Origin of the sequence: Pseudomonas sp. RU47 (genome assembly GCF_004011755.1) — a bacterium.
Lineage (GTDB): Bacteria > Pseudomonadota > Gammaproteobacteria > Pseudomonadales > Pseudomonadaceae > Aquipseudomonas.
On the sequence record NZ_CP022411.1, the window covers coordinates 1,226,456 to 1,247,177 of the forward strand.

The window sequence follows — 20,722 nt, forward strand, 5'->3', positions numbered from 1 at the left end:
TTATTGTTCTGGCCGAATCGAGAACCCTGTGGGAGCGAGCCTGCTCGCGAAAGCGGTGTATCAGTCGACATCGATGTTGGATGTGACGGCCTCTTCGCGAGCAGGCTCGCTCCCACAGGGGATTTTTGGTGTTTGTTAGATATTTATTTACCGCCGCTACCGGCGACGCTCTCGCCACCGCGCGTCAGGTAATACGCGCCGAGGATCGGCAGCATCGTCACCATCATCACCAGCATCGCGACGACGTTGGTCACCGGCACATCCCGTGGCCGGCTCAGTTGATTGAGCAGCCACAACGGCAACGTGCGCTCATGCCCGGCGGTAAACGTGGAGACGATGATTTCGTCGAACGACAGCGCAAACGCCAGCATGCCGCCAGCGAGCAATGCCGAGCCAAGGTTCGGCAGGATGATGTAGCGAAAGGTCTGCCAACCATCGGCGCCGAGGTCCATCGAAGCCTCGATCAAGCTGTGCGAAGTGCGGCGCAGGCGGGCGATGACGTTGTTGTAGACGATCACCACGCAGAAGGTCGCGTGGCCGACGATGATGGTGAACATCCCCGGCTCGATTCCCAGTGTCTTGAACGTCGCCAGCAGCGCGATCCCGGTGATGATCCCCGGCAACGCAATCGGCAAGATCAGCATCAGCGAAATGCCTTGTTTGCCGAAGAAATCGCGGCGGTACAACGCTGCTGAAGCCAAGGTGCCGAGCACCATCGCAATCAACGTGGCAATGGCGGCGATTTGTAGCGACAGCTTGATCGACTCCAGAACATCCGGCCGCGAAAACGCCACGCTGAACCAGTGCAACGTGAAGCCCTTCGGCGGAAAACTGAACGCGGCTTCCTCAGTGTTGAAGGCGTAAAGGAAGATGATCAGGATCGGGAAGTGTAGAAACACCAACCCGCCCCAGGCCGCGATCTTTAAGCCTAATGATGCTTTCTCAGAGTGCATCGAAAGCCCCCAGTCGTTTGACGATGGACAGGTAAACCGCGATCAACACTATCGGCACCAACGTAAACGCCGCCGCCATCGGCATATTGCCGATCGCACCTTGCTGTGCGTAGACCATGCTGCCGACAAAGTAGCCCGGCGGCCCGACCAGTTGCGGCACGATGAAGTCGCCCAAGGTCAGCGAAAACGTGAAGATCGAACCGGCGGCAATGCCCGGAATCGACAGCGGCAAAATCACCTGCATAAAAGTCTGACGCGGCTTCGCACCAAGGTCAGCGGATGCCTGCAACAGCGACGGCGGCAGACGTTCCAGCGACGCCTGAATCGGCAGGATCATGAACGGTAACCAGATATAAACGAACACCATGAACCGCCCCAGATGCGAGGTCGACAAGGTGCTGCCACCGACGCCGGGAATCCCCAGAATGAACTGCAACACCGGTTCCAATCCCAGGTGCTGCACGAACCACTGCGCCACGCCGCCCTTGGCCAGCAGCAACGTCCACGCATAGGCCTTGACGATGTAACTGGCCCACATCGGCATCATCACCGCGATGTAAAAAAACGCCTTGGTTTTGCCGGTGGTGTAGCGCGCCATGTAGTAGGCAATCGGGAACGCGACGATGGCGCTGGCAATCGACACAACGATGGCCATGCTCAGTGTGCGCAGGATGATGTCGAAGTTCGACGGCTGAAACAGCGCGGCAAAATTCGCCAGGGTCAGGTCAGGCGTGACCGCCATGGTGAAGTCGTCAAAGGTGTAGAAACCCTGCCACAACAGCACCAGCAGCGAGCCGAGATAAATCGCGCCAAACCACAGCAGTGGTGGAACCAGCAGCATCGACAGATACAGGTTCGGCTTGCGGTAGAGCAGGTTGGAAAACCGGCGCAATGGCGGCGATGCAGTCATCGCTAGTGTGCTCATGTCACACCCCGCTCGCCACGGTGTCGTGCAACGGAATCATCGCTTCCCGCGCCCAACGCGCGCTCAGGCGCTGGCCGGTCTGGTGTTGTGCGCTGCTGTCGATCCACTGATTGTTGGCGTGGCTGATGCTCAGGGTCTGGCCGTTTTCCAGCTTCAATTCATAGCGCGTGGCGCTGCCCTGATATTGGATGTCATGGAGCAGGCCGCTGACTTCGATTTCGTGACTGGCGAGCGGGCCTTCGGCAAACCGCACGTGTTCCGGTCGGATCGAAAACGGCTGCGGATGGCCGCTGATTTCCCGGGCCAGATCGCCGCGAATCACGTTCGAGGTGCCGACGAATTCAGCGACAAACGTGGTGGTCGGTTTCATGTACAGATTGCGTGGCGTGTCGACTTGTTCGATGCGGCCCTTGTTGAATACGGCGACGCGATCGGACATCGACAGCGCTTCGGTTTGATCGTGGGTGACGAAGATGAAAGTGATGCCGAGCTGGCGTTGCAACTTCTTCAATTCACTTTGCATTTGCTCGCGAAGTTTCAGATCGAGCGCACCCAAAGGCTCATCGAGCAACAGCACGCGCGGACGATTGACCAAGGCGCGGGCGAGGGCGACACGCTGGCGCTGACCACCGGACAACTGCACCGGTTTACGTGCGCCGTAACCGCCGAGGGCGACCATGTCCAAGGCTTCTTCGGCGCGCTTGTGACGTTCGGTTTTGCCGACGCCTTTGACCTTCAAACCGTAGGCGACGTTGTCGAGGACGTTCATGTGCGGGAACAGTGCGTAATCCTGAAACACCGTGTTGACGTCACGTTGATACGGCGGCAAACCGGCCGCTTCGGCGCCGTGGATACGGATCGAGCCGGCGCTCGGTTGTTCGAACCCGGCGATCAGGCGCAGGCAGGTGGTTTTGCCCGAGCCGGATGGGCCGAGCATGGAAAAGAACTCGCCGTCCTCGATATCGATGGAAACCCGGTCAACGGCCTTCACTTCGCCGAACTGCCGGGAAACGTTGGTGAACTGGACTGCAAGCGTCATGGTGCGGTGCTCCAAAAAGGCGAAGGCCGTCGCAGCGGCCCTGCCTGGACTTCTGAAAAATCTGAAACGTTTTACGGTTTGCTTAGCTCACACATTCGGCGGACGAGATGCGATCCGCTTTTAGCTCCCTCTCCCTCCGGGAGAGGGCGGGGGGTGAGGGTGGCTTTATTGGCCGTAGCTCTGAAATCAAGGGCAAGATCAAAAGCTACCCCCTCACCCCAGCCCTCTCCCCCAGGGGGGCGAGGGGGAAAGGGAGCTAGACCGAGGTGCTCCCGGGCTTAGCGGCCACCCATGATCGCAATGTAGTCCTGAGTCCAGCGGCTGTACGGCACAAACTTGCCGCCTTCAGCCTGCGGGGTTTTCCAGAAGGCGATCTTGTCGAACTGATCGAAGCCATTGGTCTTGCAACCTTCAGCGCCAAGCAACTCACTCTCCTTGCACGCCGCAGGAACGGCCGGCAATGAACCAAACCAAGCCGCCACATCACCCTGGACTTTCGGTTTCAACGACCAGTCCATCCACTTGTATGCGCAGTTCGGGTGCTTGGCCTCGGCGTGCAACATGGTGGTATCAGCCCAACCCGTGGCGCCTTCTTTCGGAATGGTCGACGCGATCGGCTGCTTCTCGTTCATCAAACCGTTGACCTGATACGGCCATGCGCTCGACGCCACCACGCCTTCGTTTTTGAAGTCGCTCATCTGCACCGTGGTGTCGTGCCAGTAGCGGTGGATCAGCGGCTGCTGCGCGCGCAGCAGGTCGAGCACGGCTTTGTACTGATCTTCGGTGAGTTGGTACGGATCCTTGATGCCCAGTTCAGGCTTTGTCGATTTCAGATACAGCGCCGCATCGGCGATGTAGATCGGGCCGTCATACGCTTGCACGCGGCCCTTGTTCGGCTTGCCGTCGGGCAGATCCTGCGCGGCGAACACCACGCTCCAACTGGTCGGTGCGGTCTTGAATACGTTGGTGTTGTACATCAGCACGTTCGGGCCCCACTGGTACGGGGTGCCGTAAGTCTGCTGGTTGACCACGTACCACGGCGCATCTTTGAGGCGCGGGTCGAGGGTGTTCCAGTTCGGGATCAGCGCGGTGTTGATCGGTTGCACACGCTTGCCGACGATCAACCGCAGCGACGCATCGCCCGACGCGGTGACCAGGTCATAACCGCCCTTGGCCATCAGGCTGACCATTTCGTCGGAGGTTGCAGCGGTCTTCACATTGACCTTGCAGCCGGTTTCTTTTTCGAAACCGGTGACCCAGTCGTAAGCCTTGTCGCTCTCGCCACGTTCGATGTAACCCGGCCACGCAACGATATCCAGCTGACCTTCGCCAGCGCCGACAGCCTTAAGCGGCTCGGCAGCTTGCAGGCTGGCGCTGGCCAGCAGGGCCGTGGTGATTGCACTGAGCAATGCGGTCTTGTGCATGAACATGGTTGAACCCTCTTCTTTAAATTATGGTCGGGGCAGTTGTGAACGCGGTGAAGCATGCCGTTGACGGCTTGTTATTAGCGTAGTCAGAGATGCTGGCCGTGGCGGGCCATGATGTGCCGCACCACGCTGTAGTCCTGCAGCGAATCACTGGATAAGTCTTTGCCGTAACCCGAACGTTTCAGACCGCCGTGGGGCATTTCGCTGACCAGCATGAAATGACTGTTGATCCACGTGCAGCCGTACTGCAAGCGCGCGGCGACTTGCATCGCCTTGTCCAGGTTCTGTGTCCAAACAGATGAGGCGAGGCCATATTCGGAGTCGTTGGCCCAGTCGACGGCTTGCGCGAGTTCGTCAAAACGGGTCACGGTGACCACCGGGCCGAACACTTCGCGCTGAACGATTTCGTCGCTCTGTTTGCAACCGGCGAGCAACGTCGGTTGATAGTAGAAACCGGCGCCGGAATGCACCGCCGCACCGGTCACGCGTTCAATGTGCGGCTGACCGAGGGCGCGCTCGACGAAACTGGCGACGCGGTCGCGCTGGCGGGTGCTGATCAGCGGGCCGATCTCGTTGTCAGCGTCGCGTTTGCCGGCGAAGCGCAGGCTGCTGACGGCGGCGCCGAGTTCGGCGACCAGCTTGTCGTGAATCCCGGCCTGCGCGTAGATCCGGCACGCGGCGGTGCAGTCCTGCCCAGCGTTGTAGTAACCGTAAGTGCGCACGCCCTCGACCACAGCCTGGATGTCGGCGTCATTGCAGACGATCACCGGGGCTTTGCCACCGAGTTCGAGGTGCGTGCGTTTCAGGGTTTTCGCCGCGGCTTGCAGGATTTTCTGGCCGGTGACGATATCGCCGGTCAGCGAGACCATGCGCACTTTCCCGTGGCCGACCAAATGACTGCCAACGCCTTCGCCGCCACCGCAGATGATGTTGATCACCCCGCGCGGGAGGATTTCGGCCAGCGCTGGCGCCAGGGCGAGGATCGACAGAGGTGTGTGTTCGGACGGTTTGAACACCAGCGTGTTGCCGGCGGCGAGGGCCGGGGCGATTTTCCACGCGGCCATCATGATTGGGTAATTCCACGGTGCGATCGAGGCGACCACGCCAATCGGATCGCGACGGACCATGCTGGTGTAGCCCGGCAGGTATTCGCCGCTGAGCTGACCGGTCTGGCAACGCACGGCGCCGGCGAAGAAACGGAACACATCGACAGTCGCCGTCAGATCGTCCTGACGCGCCAGGTGCAAAGGCTTGCCGCAGTTCAGCGATTCGAGGCGGGCGAGGTGGTCGGCGTGTTTTTCGACGGCGTTGGCGATGTCGAGCAGCAGGTTCGAACGTTGCTGCGGCGTGGTGCGGGACCACTCGGCAAAGGCTCGGTGGGCAGCGAGGATGGCGGCTTCGACTTGCTCGGTGCTCGCCTCGGCGATGTGCGTAAGAATTTCACCGGTCGCCGAGTTGAGAATCGGCTCGACAAAACCTTCCCCAGCGACCAGTTCGCCATCGATCAACAACGCGGTACACATCGGGGTCTGCGCGCCAGCCATTTTCCGCGATCTCTTTTCTTGTGTGGCCATTGTTGCTCCCTGATATCGGGAGCCGACCGTCTTATAGATGCAGCAAGACTAGTGCGCGGCTCCGAGGTCGACAAATTCTAAATACTGAAGGCAGCATTCGATTAAATAGATGGCTTGCGCCCGCCGTGAGGTTGTTCGCGGGCCACGGTCAGGAAGGGGTCGACCAATGCGGGGCGCGCGGTGCCGCGGCGCCAGGCCAGGCCAACGTCGAGAGTCTGGTTGAGGTCGGCGATGGGCCGCGCTTCGATGATGTCGCCTTCCAGTGACCAGGGGCGATAAGTCATGTCCGGCTGAATCGACACGCCCAAACCGGCGGCGACCAGACTTCGCACGGCCTCGGTGGATGCGGTTCTCAGGGTTATTTTTGGTTGCAGCCCGGCGCCGCGCCACAATCGCTGGGCGTTGCGATCCATCTCATCGACATTTAGCTGAATCAAAGGCTCGCGGGCGACGTCAGCGAGGTTGATGCTGTCGTGTTCCAGCAGTGGATGCTGGGCCGGAAGCCACAAACGGTGCGGTGAATGGGTCAGTACTTCAGTCTGCAAGGCGTGGCGATCTTCGAGGTTGGAGAGGATCAACACGCCGACATCGATCTCGCCACTGACCAGCAAATGCTCGATGTAAGGGCGCTCGTCTTCCATCACGCGGATTTCGACGTTGGGGTAGGCACGTTGAAACCGGGTAAGCAAATCTGCCAGGTAATAACCGGCGACCAGACTGGTCACGCCGACGATCAACTGCCCGGCGACCTGATCGGTGCTCTGTTGCAGGCTGCGCTTGGCGTTGTCCACGGTCGCCAGAATCAGGTGCGCTTGGCGTAGGAATTGATGACCTTGGTGTGTCAGCGTCATGCCCTTGGCGTGGCGGCTGAACAGGCTGACGCCGATTTCCTCCTCCAGTTGCTGGATCGCCAGGGTCAGGGTCGATTGGGAAATGAATGCAGTTTGCGCGGCGGCGGAGATTGAACCGGTCTCGGCCACGGCGATGAAGTGACGGATCTGACGCAGGGTCATCATGAGAAGGGTACCCAGTGGGCGGTTTTTATAGATTGGCCTGAGTGTATATCTATTTTCACGAAGGGCCGCTGCGGGGCAAGCAACATCTGGAAGCACACTCGCAGGTCGGACAGGGGCACTTTCGAACTAGGCTGAGGGCCATATAGATCCGGATAACCCCTGTTTGGAGGCGGAACATGAACACCCGTGGATTGCTCGATCAACTGCTCAAGTCCGGCCAGGATCTGTTGCAGAACAAGGCTGGCGGAACGCAGAACAGACCGGCTGCCGGTGGCTTGGGCGGTTTGCTTGGCGGCGCCTCTAGCTCCGGTGGCCTCGGCAGTCTGCTGTCAGGTGCAGGTGGCGGTGCATTGGCGGCTGGCGCGATGGGCCTGTTGCTCGGTAACAAGAAAGTGCGCAAGGTCGGCGGCAAAGTTGCGATCTACGGCGGGCTCGCAGCGCTTGGCGTACTGGCCTACAAAGCCTACGGCAACTACAACGCCCAGAAAGGCATCGCACCGCAAACCGAACCGCAAACCCTCGACCGCTTGCCACCGGCGCAAGCCGAGCAACACAGTCAGGCCATTCTCAAAGCCTTGGTCGCTGCCGCCAAAGCTGACGGCCATATCGATGATCGCGAGCGCCAACTGATCGAAGGCGAATTCACCAAGCTCGACAACGATCAGGAGCTACAGCACTGGCTGCACGCCGAACTCAACAAACCCCTCGACCCGACCGATGTCGCCCGCGCCGCGAGTACGCCGGAGATGGCAGCGGAGATGTACATCGCCAGTGTGATGTTGGTGGACGAGGAAAACTTTATGGAGAAGTCATATCTGGATGAACTGGCGCGCCAGTTGAAGCTGGAGCCGGGTTTGAAGGTGGAGCTGGAAAAGCAGGTGCGGCTGGCCTCTGTGTAAAGACGGCGTGCTTCAATAATCGCAAATCCCCTGTGGGAGCGAGCCTGCTCGCGAAAACGCCGGGTCAGACGACATCGATGTTGACTGTTCCGGCCTCTTCGCGAGCAGGCTCGCTCCCACAGGTTATTCGGGCGGGCACGGAGCCTGCTCGCGATGAAGTTTTCAGCCTCACTACACAAACCATGGCCGATCCATCGCCCCTTTTTGCGATTACCCCACTGCCACGCCCACCCGCAATTGTCGGATAGTCCCACCCCAGAGCCCTCCCGCCGACCAACGCGTACAGGCCCGAGGGTCAAAAGCGTCTTATAAATGAAACACCGCCCTCGGCTATACTCCCCGCATTTCGATCAGGCACGAGGAATCACTGTGAAGAACTGGACGTTGCGCCAACGCATTTTGGCGAGCTTTGCGGTGATTATCGCCATTATGTTGCTGATGGTCGTCGTCTCTTATTCGCGACTGTTGAAGATTGAAACCAGTGAAAACAGCGTGCGCGATGACGCGATTCCCGGCGTCTACTACAGCTCGATGATCCGTGGCGCCTGGGTCGACAGCTATCTGCAGACCCAAGAATTGCTCGGGCTCAAGGAAGGCGAGGGGATTTCCAGCGAGGACGCAGCGGACTACAAGGCGTTCGAGGCGCGTTTGCAGGAGCAGATGGCCAACTATCGCAAGACCATGGCCACCGACGAGGACCGGACCGAGTTCGCGGCGTTCGAGAAGTACCACGACGCCTACATCCAGATTCAGGATGCCGTGCTGGACCTGCACAAGCGCAACCTGGAAGCGGACGCGGTCAGGATGTTCCACGACAAGCTCACACCCGCCTGGTATTCCGGGCGCATGAAGCTCAACGACATCATTGGCGAAAACAAGAAAGTCGCCGATCAGGCCATGAACAATATCGATGATGCCGTGGCCGCAGCCAAAGTCAGCATGTTCATTTCCCTGTTGGTCGCGGTCCTGGCCGCCGGCCTGTGTGGTCTGTTGTTGATGCGCGCAATCATGGCGCCGATGAACCGCATCGTGCAGATCCTCGAAACCATGCGCACTGGCGACCTCAGTTCGCGCCTGAACCTTGAGCGCAAGGACGAATTCGGCGCCGTCGAAACCGGCTTCAACGACATGATGACCGAGCTGACTGCGTTGGTGTCGCAGGCACAGCGCTCGTCGGTGCAGGTGACCACCTCGGTGACCGAGATCGCCGCGACCTCCAAGCAACAGCAAGCCACCGCCACCGAAACCGCAGCGACCACCACCGAAATCGGCGCGACCTCCCGCGAGATTGCCGCCACGTCGCGCGATCTGGTGCGAACAATGACTGAAGTCTCCACCGCCGCCGATCAGGCTTCGGTGCTCGCCGGCTCGGGCCAGCAAGGCTTGGCGCGCATGGAAGACACCATGCATTCGGTGATGGGCGCGGCCGATCTGGTCAACGCCAAACTGGCGATCCTCAATGAGAAGGCCGGCAACATCAACCAGGTGGTGGTGACCATCGTCAAGGTTGCCGACCAGACCAACCTGTTGTCGCTCAACGCGGCGATTGAAGCCGAGAAGGCCGGTGAATACGGTCGCGGTTTTGCTGTGGTCGCCACCGAAGTGCGACGTCTGGCGGATCAGACCGCTGTCGCCACTTACGACATCGAGCAGATGGTGCGCGAAATCCAGTCGGCGGTGTCTGCCGGGGTGATGGGTATGGACAAGTTCTCCGAAGAGGTGCGCCGTGGCATGTCCGAAGTGCAGCAAGTCGGCGAACAGCTGTCGCAGATCATCCATCAAGTGCAGGCACTGGCGCCGCGGGTGTTGATGGTCAACGAGGGCATGCAGGCTCAGGCCACCGGCGCCGAGCAGATCAACCATGCGCTGGTGCAGTTGGGTGACGCCAGCAGCCAGACCGTCGAGTCGCTGCGTCAGGCCAGTTTCGCCATCGACGAACTGAGCCAGGTGGCCGTCGGGCTGCGCAGCGGCGTTTCGCGATTCAAAGTCTGATGAGCGACATCATCGCCAAACGCAGCGCCGCGCAGGTGGCGAAGCCGGCGTTGTTCCTGCTGTTTCGCATCGGCAGCGAGCGTTACGCCCTGCGCGCCACCGAAGTGGCGGAGGTGCTGCCGCGTCTGCCGTTGAAGCCGATCGCGCGGGCGCCACAGTGGGTGGCCGGCGTGTTCGCCTATCGCGGCGCGGTAGTTCCGGTAATTGACCTCAGCGCATTGACCTTCGGCCATCCCGCCGAAGCGCGCACCAGTACGCGGCTGGTGCTGGTGAATTACCAGCCTGATGAGTCGCAACCGGCGCAATGGCTCGGACTGATTCTGGAACAGGCCACCGACACCCTGCGCTGCCATCCTCATGAGTTTGCGCCCTACGGCCTCGACAACCGCGAGGCGCCCTACCTCGGCCCGGTTCGCGAAGATGCTCAGGGGTTGGTGCAGTGGGTACGGGTCAATGACCTGCTTGATGATGCCGTGCGCCGTTTGCTGTTCCCCGATCCGCCGCTCAATCCGGCGCAGCTTGAGGCGCAGGCATGAATAGCGATCAGCGCTTTTTCGACTTTCTCAAGGAACGCATCGGTCTCGATGTCACCTCGGTCGGCCCGGCGATCATCGAGCGCGCCGTGCGTCAGCGCACGACGCTCTCGCAAGCGGCGCATGCCGATGAGTATTGGCTGTTGCTGCAAGGCTCGCGGGAAGAACAGCAAGCGCTGATCGAGGCGGTGATCGTCCCGGAAACCTGGTTTTTCCGCTATCCGGAATCCTTCGCGACGCTGGGCAAACTGGCGCGTAAACGCCTTGGCGAACTGAACAATATGCGTGCGCTGCGCATCCTCAGTTTGCCGTGTTCCACGGGCGAAGAACCCTATTCGATTGCCATGGCCTTGCTCGATGCCGGGCTCAAGCCGCATCAGTTCAAGGTCGACGGCATGGATGTCAGCCCGCTGTCGGTGGACAAGGCTCGACGTGCGTTGTACGGCAAGAATTCGTTTCGCGGCCAGGATCTGGACTATCGCGAGCGGCATTTCACGCCTGAGCAGGACGGTCATCGGGTCAACGAGAATGTGCGTGAGCAAGTGCGTCTGCAGGTCGGCAATGTGCTCGATCCAACGCTGTTGGCCAGTGAGCCGGCGTTCGATTTCGTGTTCTGCCGCAATCTCTTGATCTACTTCGATCAGCCGACCCAGAAGCAGGTGTTCGAAGTGCTCAAACGCCTGACTCATGTCGATGGCGTGCTGTTTATCGGTCCGGCCGAGGGCAGTCTGCTCGGGCGTTTGGGCATGCGTTCGATCGGCATCCCGCAATCCTTTGCCTTCAGCCGCCACAGCGACCCGCACCCCGAGCCGTTGCCGACGCCTAAACCCGTCACATTGCCTGTCAGCCTACCGCCGCGCGCCGCACCGCCAGCGGTGGTGCGCCAGCGACCGTTTGCCTCCGTGACGCCTTTGCCTGTTTCCGGCAAAGCGAGCAACCCGGACGCAGCGACCTTGCTGGCCAATATCGCCGCGCTGGCCAACGAAGGCAAAAGCGCCGAAGCCCGGGCTGCCTGCGAACAGTATCTGCGCAGTCATGAACCGGTGGCTCAGGTGTTTTACTGGCTCGGCTTGCTCAGCGATGTCGCTGGCCTGACGCTGGAAGCCCAAGGTTTCTACCGCAAGGCGCTGTATCTCGAACCGCAACATCCCGAAGCGTTGATGCACCTGGCCGCGTTGCTGCAGGCTCAGGGCGACAGCGTCGGTGCCAGACGATTGCAGGAGCGCGCCGCCCGCAGTGGCCGCACCGCTGACAGTGAGCGTAACCGATGATCCCGTCCGACACCTTGAACGTCACCCACGAAGACGCCCGGGCCATCGATGACTGCTGGAATCGCATCGGCATCCATGGCGACAAGTCCTGTCCGCTGCTGGACGAGCACATTCATTGCCGCAACTGCTCGGTGTATTCCGCCGCTGCCACGCGTCTGCTCGATCGATATGCGTTGCAGCAGGACGAGCGCGATCCGGTGGCCACGGCCGTTGAAACGGACGTGAAAACCCGTTCGCTGTTGATGTTCCGTCTCGGCGAAGAATGGCTGGGGCTGGCGACACGCAGCCTCGTTGAAGTCGCGCCGCTGCAGGCGATTCACTCGTTGCCGCACCAGCGCTCGCGAGCCTTGCTTGGCGTGGCGAATGTGCGCGGCGCGCTGGTGGCGTGTCTGTCACTGGTCGAACTGCTCGATCTGGATGGCAGCGTTACACCGACCACCAGCGGGCGAATCATGCCGCGTATGTTGATCATCGCCGCCCATGGCGGGCCAGTCGTGGTGCCGGTGGATGAGGTCGACGGTATTCATGCCATCGACGAGCGCATTCTCGACGCCGCATCGCAGTCCGGCGCGCAAGCCAGCGCGAAATACACCCGTGGCGTTCTGCAATATCGCGGTCGCAGCCTGCGTTGGCTGGATGAAGAACAGCTGTTGTCCGCCGTGACCCGGAGCCTCACATGACCCCCGAGCAAATGCGCGACGCCTCCTTGCTGGAGCTGTTCAGCCTCGAAGCCGAAGCCCAGACCCAGGTGCTCAGCGCCGGGCTGCTGGCGCTGGAGCGTAATCCGACCCAGGCCGATCAACTGGAATCGTGCATGCGTGCGGCGCACTCGCTCAAAGGTGCGGCGCGAATCGTCGGCATCGACAGCGGCGTCAGCGTTGCTCATGTGATGGAAGATTGCCTGGTCAGCGCGCAGGAAGGGCGTTTGCTGCTGCGTCCCGAACATATCGATGCGTTGCTGCAGGGCACCGATTTGCTGATGCGCGTTGCTACCCCGACGAATGCGCCGCAGCCGAGTGATATCGAAGCTTACGTGGCGTTGATGGCCGGTTTGCTCGATCCAGCGACGCCGCCAGCAGCACTTGCTGTGTCGCCGATGGCCGAGTTGCAACTTGACGCGCCGTCTGTGTTTGAACCCGCGCCAGCGCCTATCATCGAAGCCCCGGTCGAACCCTCCGAACCGGCACCCCGCAAAAACAAACGCACCACCGAAGGTGGCGAACGCGTCTTGCGTGTCACCGCCGAGCGTCTGAACAGCCTGCTCGATCTGTCGAGCAAATCGCTGGTGGAAACCCAGCGCCTCAAGCCGCATCTGGCGACCATGCAACGCCTCAAACGCATGCAGAACAACGGCCTTCGCGCGTTGGAAAACCTCAACGTGCACCTCAAGGAACACGCGCTGAGTCTGGAGGCGCTGGAAGCCTTGGAAGACGCGCGGCGTTTGCTCGCCGAATCCCAGCAACTGCTGAGCGAGAAAAACGCCGAACTCGACGAATTCGCCTGGCAGGCCAGTCAACGTGCGCAGGTGCTCTACGACACCGCGTTGGCCTGCCGCATGCGGCCCTTCGCCGATGTGCTGACCGGTCAAGTGCGCATGGTGCGGGATCTGGGTCGCAGTCTTGGCAAACAGGTACGCCTGGAGATCGAAGGCGAGAAAACCCAGGTCGACCGCGACGTGCTGGAGAAACTCGAAGCACCGCTGACGCATTTGCTGCGCAACGCTGTCGATCACGGCATCGAAACCCCTGAGCAGCGTCTGCTTAAAGGCAAATCAGAAGAGGGCCTGATCCGCCTGCGCGCCTCGCATCAGGCTGGTCTGCTGGTGCTGGAACTGAGCGATGACGGCAACGGTGTCGATCTGGAAAAAGTCCGCCGCAGCATCGTCGAACGGCAGTTATCCCCAGCTGAAACCGCCGCGCAGTTGAGCGAAGAAGAACTGCTGACCTTCCTGTTCCTGCCCGGCTTCAGCCTGCGCGACACGGTCACTGAAGTGTCCGGGCGCGGCGTCGGCCTCGATGCCGTTCAGCATATGGTTCGTCAGTTGCGCGGTGCGGTGGTGTTGGAGCAGGCGGCGGGCGAGGGCAGTCGCTTTCATCTGGAAGTGCCGCTCACCTTGTCGGTGGTGCGCAGCCTGGTCGTCGAAGTCGGCGAAGAGGCGTATGCCTTCCCACTGGCGCACATCGAGCGCATGTGTGATCTGGCCCCGGAAGACATCGTGCAGGTCGAAGGCCGTCAGCATTTCTGGCACGAAGGCCAGCACGTCGGGCTGGTCGCGGCCAGCCAGTTGCTCAATCGTCCGGCCAGTCAGAACAGCGGCGAAACCCTTAAAGTCGTGGTGATTCGCGAGCGCGATGCAGTTTACGGCGTTGCCGTCGAACGCTTCATCGGCGAGCGCACCCTGGTGGTCTTGCCACTCGATGAGCGTCTGGGCAAAGTGCAGGACATCTCCGCGGGGGCGTTGCTCGACGACGGCTCGGTGGTGCTGATCGTCGATGTCGAAGACATGCTGCGTTCGGTGGACAAACTGCTCAATACCGGGCGCCTTGAGCGCATCGCCCGCCACGGCAATCAGGCTGCTGAGGCCGCGCGTAAACGGGTGCTGGTGGTCGACGATTCGCTGACCGTGCGCGAGTTGCAACGCAAACTGCTGCTCAATCGCGGCTACGACGTCGCGGTGGCGGTGGACGGTATGGACGGGTGGAACGCGCTGCGTTCAGAGGACTTCGATTTGCTGATCACCGACATCGATATGCCGCGCATGGACGGCATCGAGCTGGTCACATTGCTGCGTCGCGACAACCGTCTGCAATCGCTGCCGGTGATGGTCGTGTCGTACAAGGATCGCGAAGAGGATCGCCGCCGTGGACTCGATGCCGGGGCGGACTATTATTTAGCCAAAGCCAGTTTTCATGACGACGCCCTGCTCGACGCAGTGGTCGAGCTCATCGGAGGAGCGCGCGCATGAAGATCGCAATCGTCAACGATATGCCCATGGCGGTCGAGGCGTTGCGCCGAGCGCTGGCCTTCGAGCCGGCGCATCAAGTGCTCTGGGTCGCCAGAAATGGCGCCGAGGCAGTGCAACTGTGCGCTGAAAACACCCCGGATCTGATTCTGATGGACCTGATCATGCCGGTGATGGACGGTGTCGAAGCCACTCGCCGGATCATGGCCGAAAGCCCGTGCGCCATCGTTATCGTGACCGTTGACCGTCAACAGAACGTGCACCGTGTCTTCGAAGCCATGGGTCACGGCGCGCTGGACGTGGTCGATACTCCGGCCCTCGGCGTCGGTGATGCTCGGGAAGCAGCAGCGCCTTTGTTGCGCAAAATTCTCAATATTGGCTGGCTGATCGGCGATAAGCCGCAACGTTCGCGGCCGGCGCCGACGGCTCAGCGCGGCTCTGCCTCATGTAAGCGGCTGGTGGCGATCGGCTCATCGGCAGGTGGGCCAGCGGCGCTGGAGGTGTTGCTCAAGGGCTTGCCGAAGGATTTCTCGGCGGCGATTGTGCTGGTGCAGCACGTCGATCAGGTATTCGCCGCCGGCATGGCCGAATGGCTGGCCAGCGCCAGCGGCCTCGATGTCAGGCTCGCCCGCGAAGGCGAACCGCCACAGGCCGGCGCGGTGCTGCTGGCCGGCACCAATCACCATATTCGCTTGTTAAAAAACGGCACGCTGGCCTACACCGCCGAGCCGGTCAACGAGATCTACCGTCCCTCGATCGACGTGTTTTTCGAGAGTGTTGCCAGCTATTGGAATGGCGACGCGATCGGGGTTTTATTGACCGGGATGGGACGTGACGGCGCGCAAGGGCTTAAGCTCATGCGCCAACAGGGTTATCTGACCATCGCGCAGGATCAGCAAAGCAGTGCGGTGTATGGCATGCCCAAGGCCGCTGCGGCCATTGATGCCGCCGTAGAAATACGTCCACTGGAAAGAATAGCGCCACGATTGCAGGAGATTTTCCCCAAATGATCAGGTCAATCCGCAATCCTGGCCCCCGCAGTACTCAGGTGACCGCCCATGAATGACTTACAGATCGACGACATTAAAACCGACGAAAACGCCGCCATGGTGTTGTTGGTGGACGATCAGGCGATGATCGGCGAAGCCGTGCGCCGTGGGCTGTCGAATCAGGAAAATATCGACTTCCACTTCTGCTCCGACCCGCAGCAGGCCATTGCCCAGGCGGTGCGGATCAAACCGACGGTGATCCTGCAGGACCTGGTGATGCCCGGCCTTGATGGCCTGAGCCTGGTGCGCGAATACCGCAATCACCCGGCGACCAAGGACATCCCGATCATCGTCCTGTCGACCAAGGAAGACCCGCTGATCAAAAGCGCGGCGTTTTCCGCCGGGGCCAACGATTATCTGGTGAAACTGCCAGACACCATCGAACTGGTGGCGCGCATCCGCTATCACTCGCGGTCTTACATGACGTTGTTGCAGCGCGATGCCGCGTACCGCGCGCTGCGGGTCAGTCAGCAGCAGTTGCTCGACACCAATCTGGTGCTGCAACGCTTGATGAACTCCGATGGCTTGACCGGGCTGTCCAACCGCCGCCATTTCGACGAGTACCTGGAACTGGAGTGGCGCCGCTCGTTGCGCGATCAGAGCCAGTTGTCGCTGCTGATGATCGACGTCGATTACTTCAAGTCCTACAACGACAGCTTTGGTCACGTTGAAGGCGATGAAGCGCTGCGCAAGGTCGCCACGGCGATCCGCGAGGCCAGCGCACGACCGTCGGATCTGCCGGCGCGTTATGGCGGTGAGGAATTTGTGCTGGTGCTGCCGAACACCTCGCCGGGCGGCGCGCGGCTGGTGGCGGAGAAACTGCGCCAGACCGTGGCCTCGCTGAAAATTCCGCACAACACCCCGGCGGAAGGGGCGAGTCTGACCATCAGTATTGGTCTGGCGACCATGGTGCCGCAGGCGGGCAGTGATTGCCGGTTGCTGATTTCGGCGGCGGATCGTGGCCTGTACCTGGCGAAGAACAATGGCCGTAATCAGGTCGGAATCGAGTAAGCGCTTACCCTCACCCCAGCCCTCTCCCGGAGGGAGAGGGGGCCGATCGAGGTGTCTGGCGCTGTACATCGACCTGATCGACCGAGTCGATCATGGATCTTCAAGCGTGGCGATTCCGGATTCGGCATTACCATTTCAAGTCGGCGTACCTCTTGAATATCCCCCAATCAGTCCCCTCTACCTCTGGGAGAGGGCTAGGGTGAGGGCAGGCCCACACGCCAATTTCCGCCTGAAAGCCTTGGCGATCTTGGATTCGGCAAAGCCCTTTCACGTCGGCGTACCTCCCGAACATCCCCCAATCAATCCCCTCTACCTCTGGGAGAGGGTTAGGGTGAGGGCAAAGGCTTTAATGAGCCCCACACCCGCCAGACGGGCTGCCGTCACAGCCTGATTACGTTATACTCGCCGGCTTTCAAAAGTTCGCCAACGAGTGCTGCCCGTCATGGAAATCAACCCGATCCTGAACACCATCAAGGACCTGTCCGAGCGCTCCGAAACTATTCGGGGGTATCTTTGACTACGATCAAAAGCATGAGCGTCTGACTGAAGTCAATCGCGAGCTTGAAGATCCGAGCGTCTGGAACAAACCTGAATACGCCCAGGAACTGGGTCGCGAGCGCGCCGCGCTGGCACAGATCGTCGATACTCTCGACGAACTGAACGGCGGTCTGGCCGATTGCCGCGACCTGCTGGACATGGCCGTCGAAGAAAACGACGAAGGCGCAGTGGGCGATGTCGTCGCCGAGCTGGCCCGTCTTGAGGAAAACCTGGCCAAGCTGGAATTCCGCCGCATGTTCAGCCATGAAATGGACCCGAACAACGCGTACTTGGACATCCAGGCCGGTTCCGGCGGCACTGAAGCCCAGGACTGGGCCAACATCCTGCTGCGCATGTACCTGCGCTGGGCGGACAAACGCGGTTTCGATGCCACCATCATGGAACTGTCCGCCGGTGAAGTCGCCGGTATCAAAGGTGCGACTGTGCATATCAAGGGCGAATACGCCTTTGGCTGGCTGCGTACCGAGATCGGCGTACACCGTCTGGTGCGCAAGAGCCCGTTCGACTCCGGCAACCGTCGTCACACTTCGTTCTCCGCGGTTTTCGTTTCGCCAGAGATTGACGACAAGGTGGAAATCGAAATCAACCCGGCAGACCTGCGGATCGACACCTATCGTTCCTCCGGTGCCGGTGGTCAGCACGTAAACACCACAGACTCGGCTGTACGTATCACCCACGTACCGACCAACACCGTGGTCAGCTGCCAGAACGAACGTTCCCAGCACGCCAACAAGGACACCGCCATGAAAATGCTGCGGGCCAAGTTGTACGAGCAGGAAATGCAGAAACGCAACGCCGCGTCGCAAGCGCTGGAAGACACCAAGTCGGACATCGGCTGGGGTCACCAGATTCGCTCGTACGTGCTCGATGCGTCGCGGATCAAGGATCTGCGCACCAACATCGAACGCAGCGACTGCGACAAGGTACTCGACGGCGACATCGACGAATACCTGTATGCCAGCCTGAAATCCGGGCTGTAAAAGACGCAATACAGCATCGGCTGATTCAACCCGATCCCTGTAGGAGCCAGCCTGCTGGCGATCCCCGGGCCGCAAGGCCCGGGGGCAACGAACCTGATGGAATATCTAAAGACATGAGCGACCAACAACTCGACCCGCAAGCCCTGCAACAGGAAGAAAACTCCCTGATCGCCCTGCGCAAGGAAAAGCTGGCTGCCGAGCGCGCCAAGGGCAACGCCTTCCCGAACGACTTCCGCCGCGACAACTACTGCGATGCCTTGCAGAAACAGTACGCGGACAAGACCAAGGAAGAGCTGGCCGAGGCTGCAATCCCGGTCAAGGTTGCCGGTCGCATCATGCTCAACCGTGGCTCGTTCATGGTGATCCAGGACATGACCGGTCGCATCCAGGTCTACGTCAACCGTAAAACCCTGTCGGAAGACACCCTGGCCGCGGTGAAAACCTGGGACATGGGCGACATCATCGCCGCTGAAGGCACCCTGGCGCGTTCCGGCAAGGGCGACCTGTACGTTGAAATGACCAGCGTGCGTCTGCTGACCAAATCGCTGCGTCCGCTGCCGGACAAGCACCACGGCCTGACCGACACCGAACAGCGCTACCGCCAGCGCTACGTTGACCTGATCGTCAACGAAGAAGTGCGTCAGACCTTCCGCGTCCGTTCGCAAGTGATCGCGCACATCCGCAGCTTCCTGATGAAGCGCGACTTCCTCGAAGTCGAAACGCCGATGCTGCAGACCATTCCGGGCGGCGCCGCGGCCAAACCGTTCGAAACCCACCACAACGCGCTGGACATGGAAATGTTCCTGCGTATCGCGCCAGAGCTGTATCTGAAGCGTCTGGTGGTCGGTGGTTTTGAAAAGGTTTTCGAGATCAACCGCAACTTCCGTAACGAAGGCGTTTCGACTCGTCACAACCCTGAATTCACCATGTTGGAGTTCTACCAGGCGTACGCTGACTACGAAGACAACATGGACCTGACCGAAGAACTGTTCCGTGAACTGGCGCAGCTGGTGCTGGGGTCTACCGACGTGCCGTACGGCGACAAGGTGTTCCACTTCGGCGAGCCGTTCGTGCGTCTGTCGGTGTTCGACTCGATCCTCAAGTACAACCCTGAGCTGACTGCCGATGATCTGAACGACATCGACAAGGCCCGCGCCATCGCCAAGAAGGCCGGTGCCAAGGTGCTGGGCTTCGAAGGTCTGGGCAAGCTGCAAGTGATGATTTTCGAAGAACTGGTCGAGCACAAGCTGGAACAGCCGCACTTCATCACCCAGTACCCGTTCGAAGTGTCGCCGCTGGCCCGTCGTAACGATGACAACCCGAACGTCACCGACCGCTTCGAGTTGTTCATCGGTGGCCGTGAAATCGCCAACGCCTACTCCGAGTTGAACGACGCAGAAGACCAGGCCGAGCGCTTCATGGCGCAGGTGGCCGACAAGGACGCCGGTGACGACGAAGCCATGCACTACGACGCCGACTTCGTTCGCGCGCTGGAGTACGGCATGCCGCCAACGGCCGGTGAAGGCATCGGCATCGATCGTCTGGTGATGTTGTTGACCAACTCGCCGTCGATCCGCGATGTGATCCTGTTCCCGCACATGCGACCGCAAGCGTAAACGTTTCAGTTAAAAAGCCGCCTAAAACAGGCGGCTTTTTATTGCCTGTCTGGTACAAATGTATCAATTGGTTAATTTTGCAATAGCAGAGGAAGTTCTGTCGTGATGGGTGCAATAGCTCAAGAGGGTGCAGCGGGTATCGCCACTGCGGTCGCTGAAAGTGTTCAGTACCAGGGTCGCAAGGCCAGCCGACAGGGCAGTGAGCAGCGTCGACAGGACATTCTCGACGCGGCGATGCGCATTGTCGTGCGTGACGGCGTACGTGCCGTGCGCCACCGCGCAGTGGCCGCCGAGGCCGGCGTGCCGTTGTCGGCGACCACCTACTACTTCAAGGACATCGACGACCTGCTCACCGATACCTTCGCCCAATATGTCGAGCGCAGTGCGGCGTACATGGCCAAGTTGTGGGTCAACAACGAAGGTTTGCTGCGCGAGATGGTGGTCAGCGGTGACGGCAGCCCGGAGTCGCGTTCGCAACTGGCCGACGACATTGCGCGGTTGATGGCGGATTATGTACACCGTCAATTGCTTAACCGTCGCGAGCATTTGATGGCCGAGCAGGCGTTTCGCCAGGAAGCGCTGCTCAATCCGCGTCTGGCAATTCTGGTGCGCTCGCATCAGCAGATTCTGTTGCAGGGCACCTGCCAGTTGTTTCAGGTATTGGGCTCGCGTGAACCGCAGCAAGATGCCAAGGTGTTGACGGCGATTATCGGACGGATGGAATATCAGGGCCTGCTCAACGACGCCGAGCCTTTGGCCGAAGAGGACATGCTCGGCATTCTGACGCGCTACATGCACCTGGTGCTCGCGTCGGTGTAATCCGCTGTTGCTTCACTCTGTGGGAGCGAGCCTGCTCGCGAATGCGGTCTGACATTCAACATCTTTGTTGCCTGACACACCGCTTTCGCGAGCAGGCT

At 60.5% G+C, this 20,722-nt stretch carries 17 protein-coding genes; 11 read left to right on the forward strand and 6 right to left on the reverse strand.

The window, feature by feature from the left end; translation table 11 throughout:
• Positions 1-143: 143 nt before the first annotated feature.
• The 6 genes from CCX46_RS05440 to CCX46_RS05465 all read right to left on the reverse strand — a co-directional run bounded on the left by CCX46_RS05440 (position 144) and on the right by CCX46_RS05465 (position 6,934).
• Entirely contained in the window at positions 144-953 is an 810-nt protein-coding gene (locus tag CCX46_RS05440) for an ABC transporter permease (RefSeq protein WP_127925965.1), read from the reverse strand.
• Positions 943-1,863, reverse strand: a complete 921-nt coding sequence (locus tag CCX46_RS05445; protein WP_007908947.1) for an ABC transporter permease — start codon at positions 1,861-1,863, stop codon at positions 943-945. The genes CCX46_RS05440 and CCX46_RS05445 overlap by 11 nt, the downstream gene beginning before the upstream one ends.
• Positions 1,864-1,879: 16 nt before the next feature.
• A complete protein-coding gene (locus CCX46_RS05450) occupies positions 1,880-2,917 on the reverse strand; it encodes an ABC transporter ATP-binding protein (protein ID WP_127925966.1) in 1,038 nt (345 codons plus the stop codon).
• A 278-nt stretch (positions 2,918-3,195) separates the two neighbouring features.
• Positions 3,196-4,347, reverse strand: coding sequence for a putative ABC transporter substrate-binding protein YdcS (gene ydcS / locus CCX46_RS05455; RefSeq protein ID WP_127925967.1), 1,152 nt, complete (start codon positions 4,345-4,347; stop codon positions 3,196-3,198).
• Positions 4,348-4,430: 83 nt separating this feature from the next.
• Complete coding sequence (locus CCX46_RS05460) at positions 4,431-5,888, reverse strand: gamma-aminobutyraldehyde dehydrogenase (protein ID WP_127930357.1); 1,458 nt, start codon at positions 5,886-5,888, stop codon at positions 4,431-4,433.
• A 131-nt stretch (positions 5,889-6,019) separates the two neighbouring features.
• Positions 6,020-6,934, reverse strand: coding sequence for a LysR family transcriptional regulator (locus tag CCX46_RS05465; protein WP_007967749.1), 915 nt, complete (start codon positions 6,932-6,934; stop codon positions 6,020-6,022).
• Positions 6,935-7,110: 176 nt separating this feature from the next.
• Between CCX46_RS05465 and CCX46_RS05470 the strand changes: the two genes are divergently transcribed.
• From CCX46_RS05470 to CCX46_RS05525, 11 genes are all read left to right on the forward strand, one after another.
• On the forward strand, positions 7,111-7,833 hold the full coding sequence (locus CCX46_RS05470; RefSeq protein ID WP_127925968.1) for a tellurite resistance TerB family protein: 723 nt from the start codon (positions 7,111-7,113) through the stop codon (positions 7,831-7,833).
• A gap of 369 nt (positions 7,834-8,202) precedes the next feature.
• A complete protein-coding gene (locus CCX46_RS05480; protein ID WP_127925970.1) occupies positions 8,203-9,825 on the forward strand; it encodes a methyl-accepting chemotaxis protein in 1,623 nt (540 codons plus the stop codon).
• Positions 9,825-10,361 (forward strand): chemotaxis protein CheW, encoded by a 537-nt coding sequence (locus CCX46_RS05485; protein WP_127925971.1) that lies wholly within the window; start codon positions 9,825-9,827, stop codon positions 10,359-10,361. The genes CCX46_RS05480 and CCX46_RS05485 overlap by 1 nt, the downstream gene beginning before the upstream one ends.
• Positions 10,358-11,629 carry a CheR family methyltransferase gene (locus tag CCX46_RS05490; protein ID WP_127925972.1) on the forward strand — a complete coding sequence of 424 codons (1,272 nt, stop codon included), beginning with the start codon at positions 10,358-10,360 and terminating at the stop codon, positions 11,627-11,629. The genes CCX46_RS05485 and CCX46_RS05490 overlap by 4 nt, the downstream gene beginning before the upstream one ends.
• Positions 11,626-12,309, forward strand: a complete 684-nt coding sequence (locus CCX46_RS05495) for a chemotaxis protein CheW (RefSeq protein WP_127925973.1) — start codon at positions 11,626-11,628, stop codon at positions 12,307-12,309. Before CCX46_RS05490 ends, CCX46_RS05495 begins: the two co-directional genes overlap by 4 nt.
• Positions 12,306-14,594: a hybrid sensor histidine kinase/response regulator gene (locus tag CCX46_RS05500; protein ID WP_127925974.1), complete on the forward strand. Its 2,289-nt coding sequence runs from the start codon at positions 12,306-12,308 to the stop codon at positions 14,592-14,594. Before CCX46_RS05495 ends, CCX46_RS05500 begins: the two co-directional genes overlap by 4 nt.
• Positions 14,591-15,601, forward strand: a complete 1,011-nt coding sequence (gene cheB, locus CCX46_RS05505; RefSeq protein ID WP_127925975.1) for a chemotaxis response regulator protein-glutamate methylesterase — start codon at positions 14,591-14,593, stop codon at positions 15,599-15,601. The genes CCX46_RS05500 and cheB overlap by 4 nt, the downstream gene beginning before the upstream one ends.
• Positions 15,602-15,649: 48 nt before the next feature.
• A complete protein-coding gene (locus CCX46_RS05510) occupies positions 15,650-16,651 on the forward strand; it encodes a response regulator (protein ID WP_077571285.1) in 1,002 nt (333 codons plus the stop codon).
• Between the two features lie 442 nt (positions 16,652-17,093).
• Positions 17,094-18,189, forward strand: a protein-coding gene (gene prfB / locus CCX46_RS05515) for a peptide chain release factor 2 (RefSeq protein ID WP_102900567.1) whose coding sequence is annotated in 2 segments (ribosomal slippage) — positions 17,094-17,165 and positions 17,167-18,189 — 1,095 coding nt in all. Because the reading frame shifts where the segments join, the coding sequence is not laid out codon by codon here.
• Between the two features lie 113 nt (positions 18,190-18,302).
• Positions 18,303-19,805: a lysine--tRNA ligase gene (gene lysS, locus CCX46_RS05520; protein WP_122591277.1), complete on the forward strand. Its 1,503-nt coding sequence runs from the start codon at positions 18,303-18,305 to the stop codon at positions 19,803-19,805.
• Positions 19,806-19,910: 105 nt separating this feature from the next.
• The gene (locus CCX46_RS05525) at positions 19,911-20,624 is read left to right on the forward strand and encodes a TetR/AcrR family transcriptional regulator (protein ID WP_127925976.1); all 714 of its coding nucleotides are present in this window, start codon (positions 19,911-19,913) and stop codon (positions 20,622-20,624) included.
• Positions 20,625-20,722 lie beyond the last annotated feature (98 nt).

What these genes read in the sequence shown, in the direction of transcription:
- CCX46_RS05440 (WP_127925965.1), bottom strand. Translation starts at nt 953, where the DNA reads ATGCACTCTGAGAAAGCATCATTAGGCTTAAAGATCGCGGCCTGGGGC.
- CCX46_RS05445 (WP_007908947.1), bottom strand. Translation starts at nt 1,863, where the DNA reads ATGACTGCATCGCCGCCATTGCGCCGGTTTTCCAACCTGCTCTACCGC.
- CCX46_RS05450 (WP_127925966.1), bottom strand. Translation starts at nt 2,917, where the DNA reads ATGACGCTTGCAGTCCAGTTCACCAACGTTTCCCGGCAGTTCGGCGAA.
- ydcS (WP_127925967.1), bottom strand. Translation starts at nt 4,347, where the DNA reads ATGTTCATGCACAAGACCGCATTGCTCAGTGCAATCACCACGGCCCTG.
- CCX46_RS05460 (WP_127930357.1), bottom strand. Translation starts at nt 5,888, where the DNA reads ATGGCTGGCGCGCAGACCCCGATGTGTACCGCGTTGTTGATCGATGGC.
- CCX46_RS05465 (WP_007967749.1), bottom strand. Translation starts at nt 6,934, where the DNA reads ATGATGACCCTGCGTCAGATCCGTCACTTCATCGCCGTGGCCGAGACC.
- CCX46_RS05470 (WP_127925968.1), top strand. Translation starts at nt 7,111, where the DNA reads ATGAACACCCGTGGATTGCTCGATCAACTGCTCAAGTCCGGCCAGGAT.
- CCX46_RS05485 (WP_127925971.1), top strand. Translation starts at nt 9,825, where the DNA reads ATGAGCGACATCATCGCCAAACGCAGCGCCGCGCAGGTGGCGAAGCCG.
- CCX46_RS05490 (WP_127925972.1), top strand. Translation starts at nt 10,358, where the DNA reads ATGAATAGCGATCAGCGCTTTTTCGACTTTCTCAAGGAACGCATCGGT.
- CCX46_RS05495 (WP_127925973.1), top strand. Translation starts at nt 11,626, where the DNA reads ATGATCCCGTCCGACACCTTGAACGTCACCCACGAAGACGCCCGGGCC.
- CCX46_RS05500 (WP_127925974.1), top strand. Translation starts at nt 12,306, where the DNA reads ATGACCCCCGAGCAAATGCGCGACGCCTCCTTGCTGGAGCTGTTCAGC.
- cheB (WP_127925975.1), top strand. Translation starts at nt 14,591, where the DNA reads ATGAAGATCGCAATCGTCAACGATATGCCCATGGCGGTCGAGGCGTTG.
- CCX46_RS05510 (WP_077571285.1), top strand. Translation starts at nt 15,650, where the DNA reads ATGAATGACTTACAGATCGACGACATTAAAACCGACGAAAACGCCGCC.
- lysS (WP_122591277.1), top strand. Translation starts at nt 18,303, where the DNA reads ATGAGCGACCAACAACTCGACCCGCAAGCCCTGCAACAGGAAGAAAAC.
- CCX46_RS05525 (WP_127925976.1), top strand. Translation starts at nt 19,911, where the DNA reads ATGGGTGCAATAGCTCAAGAGGGTGCAGCGGGTATCGCCACTGCGGTC.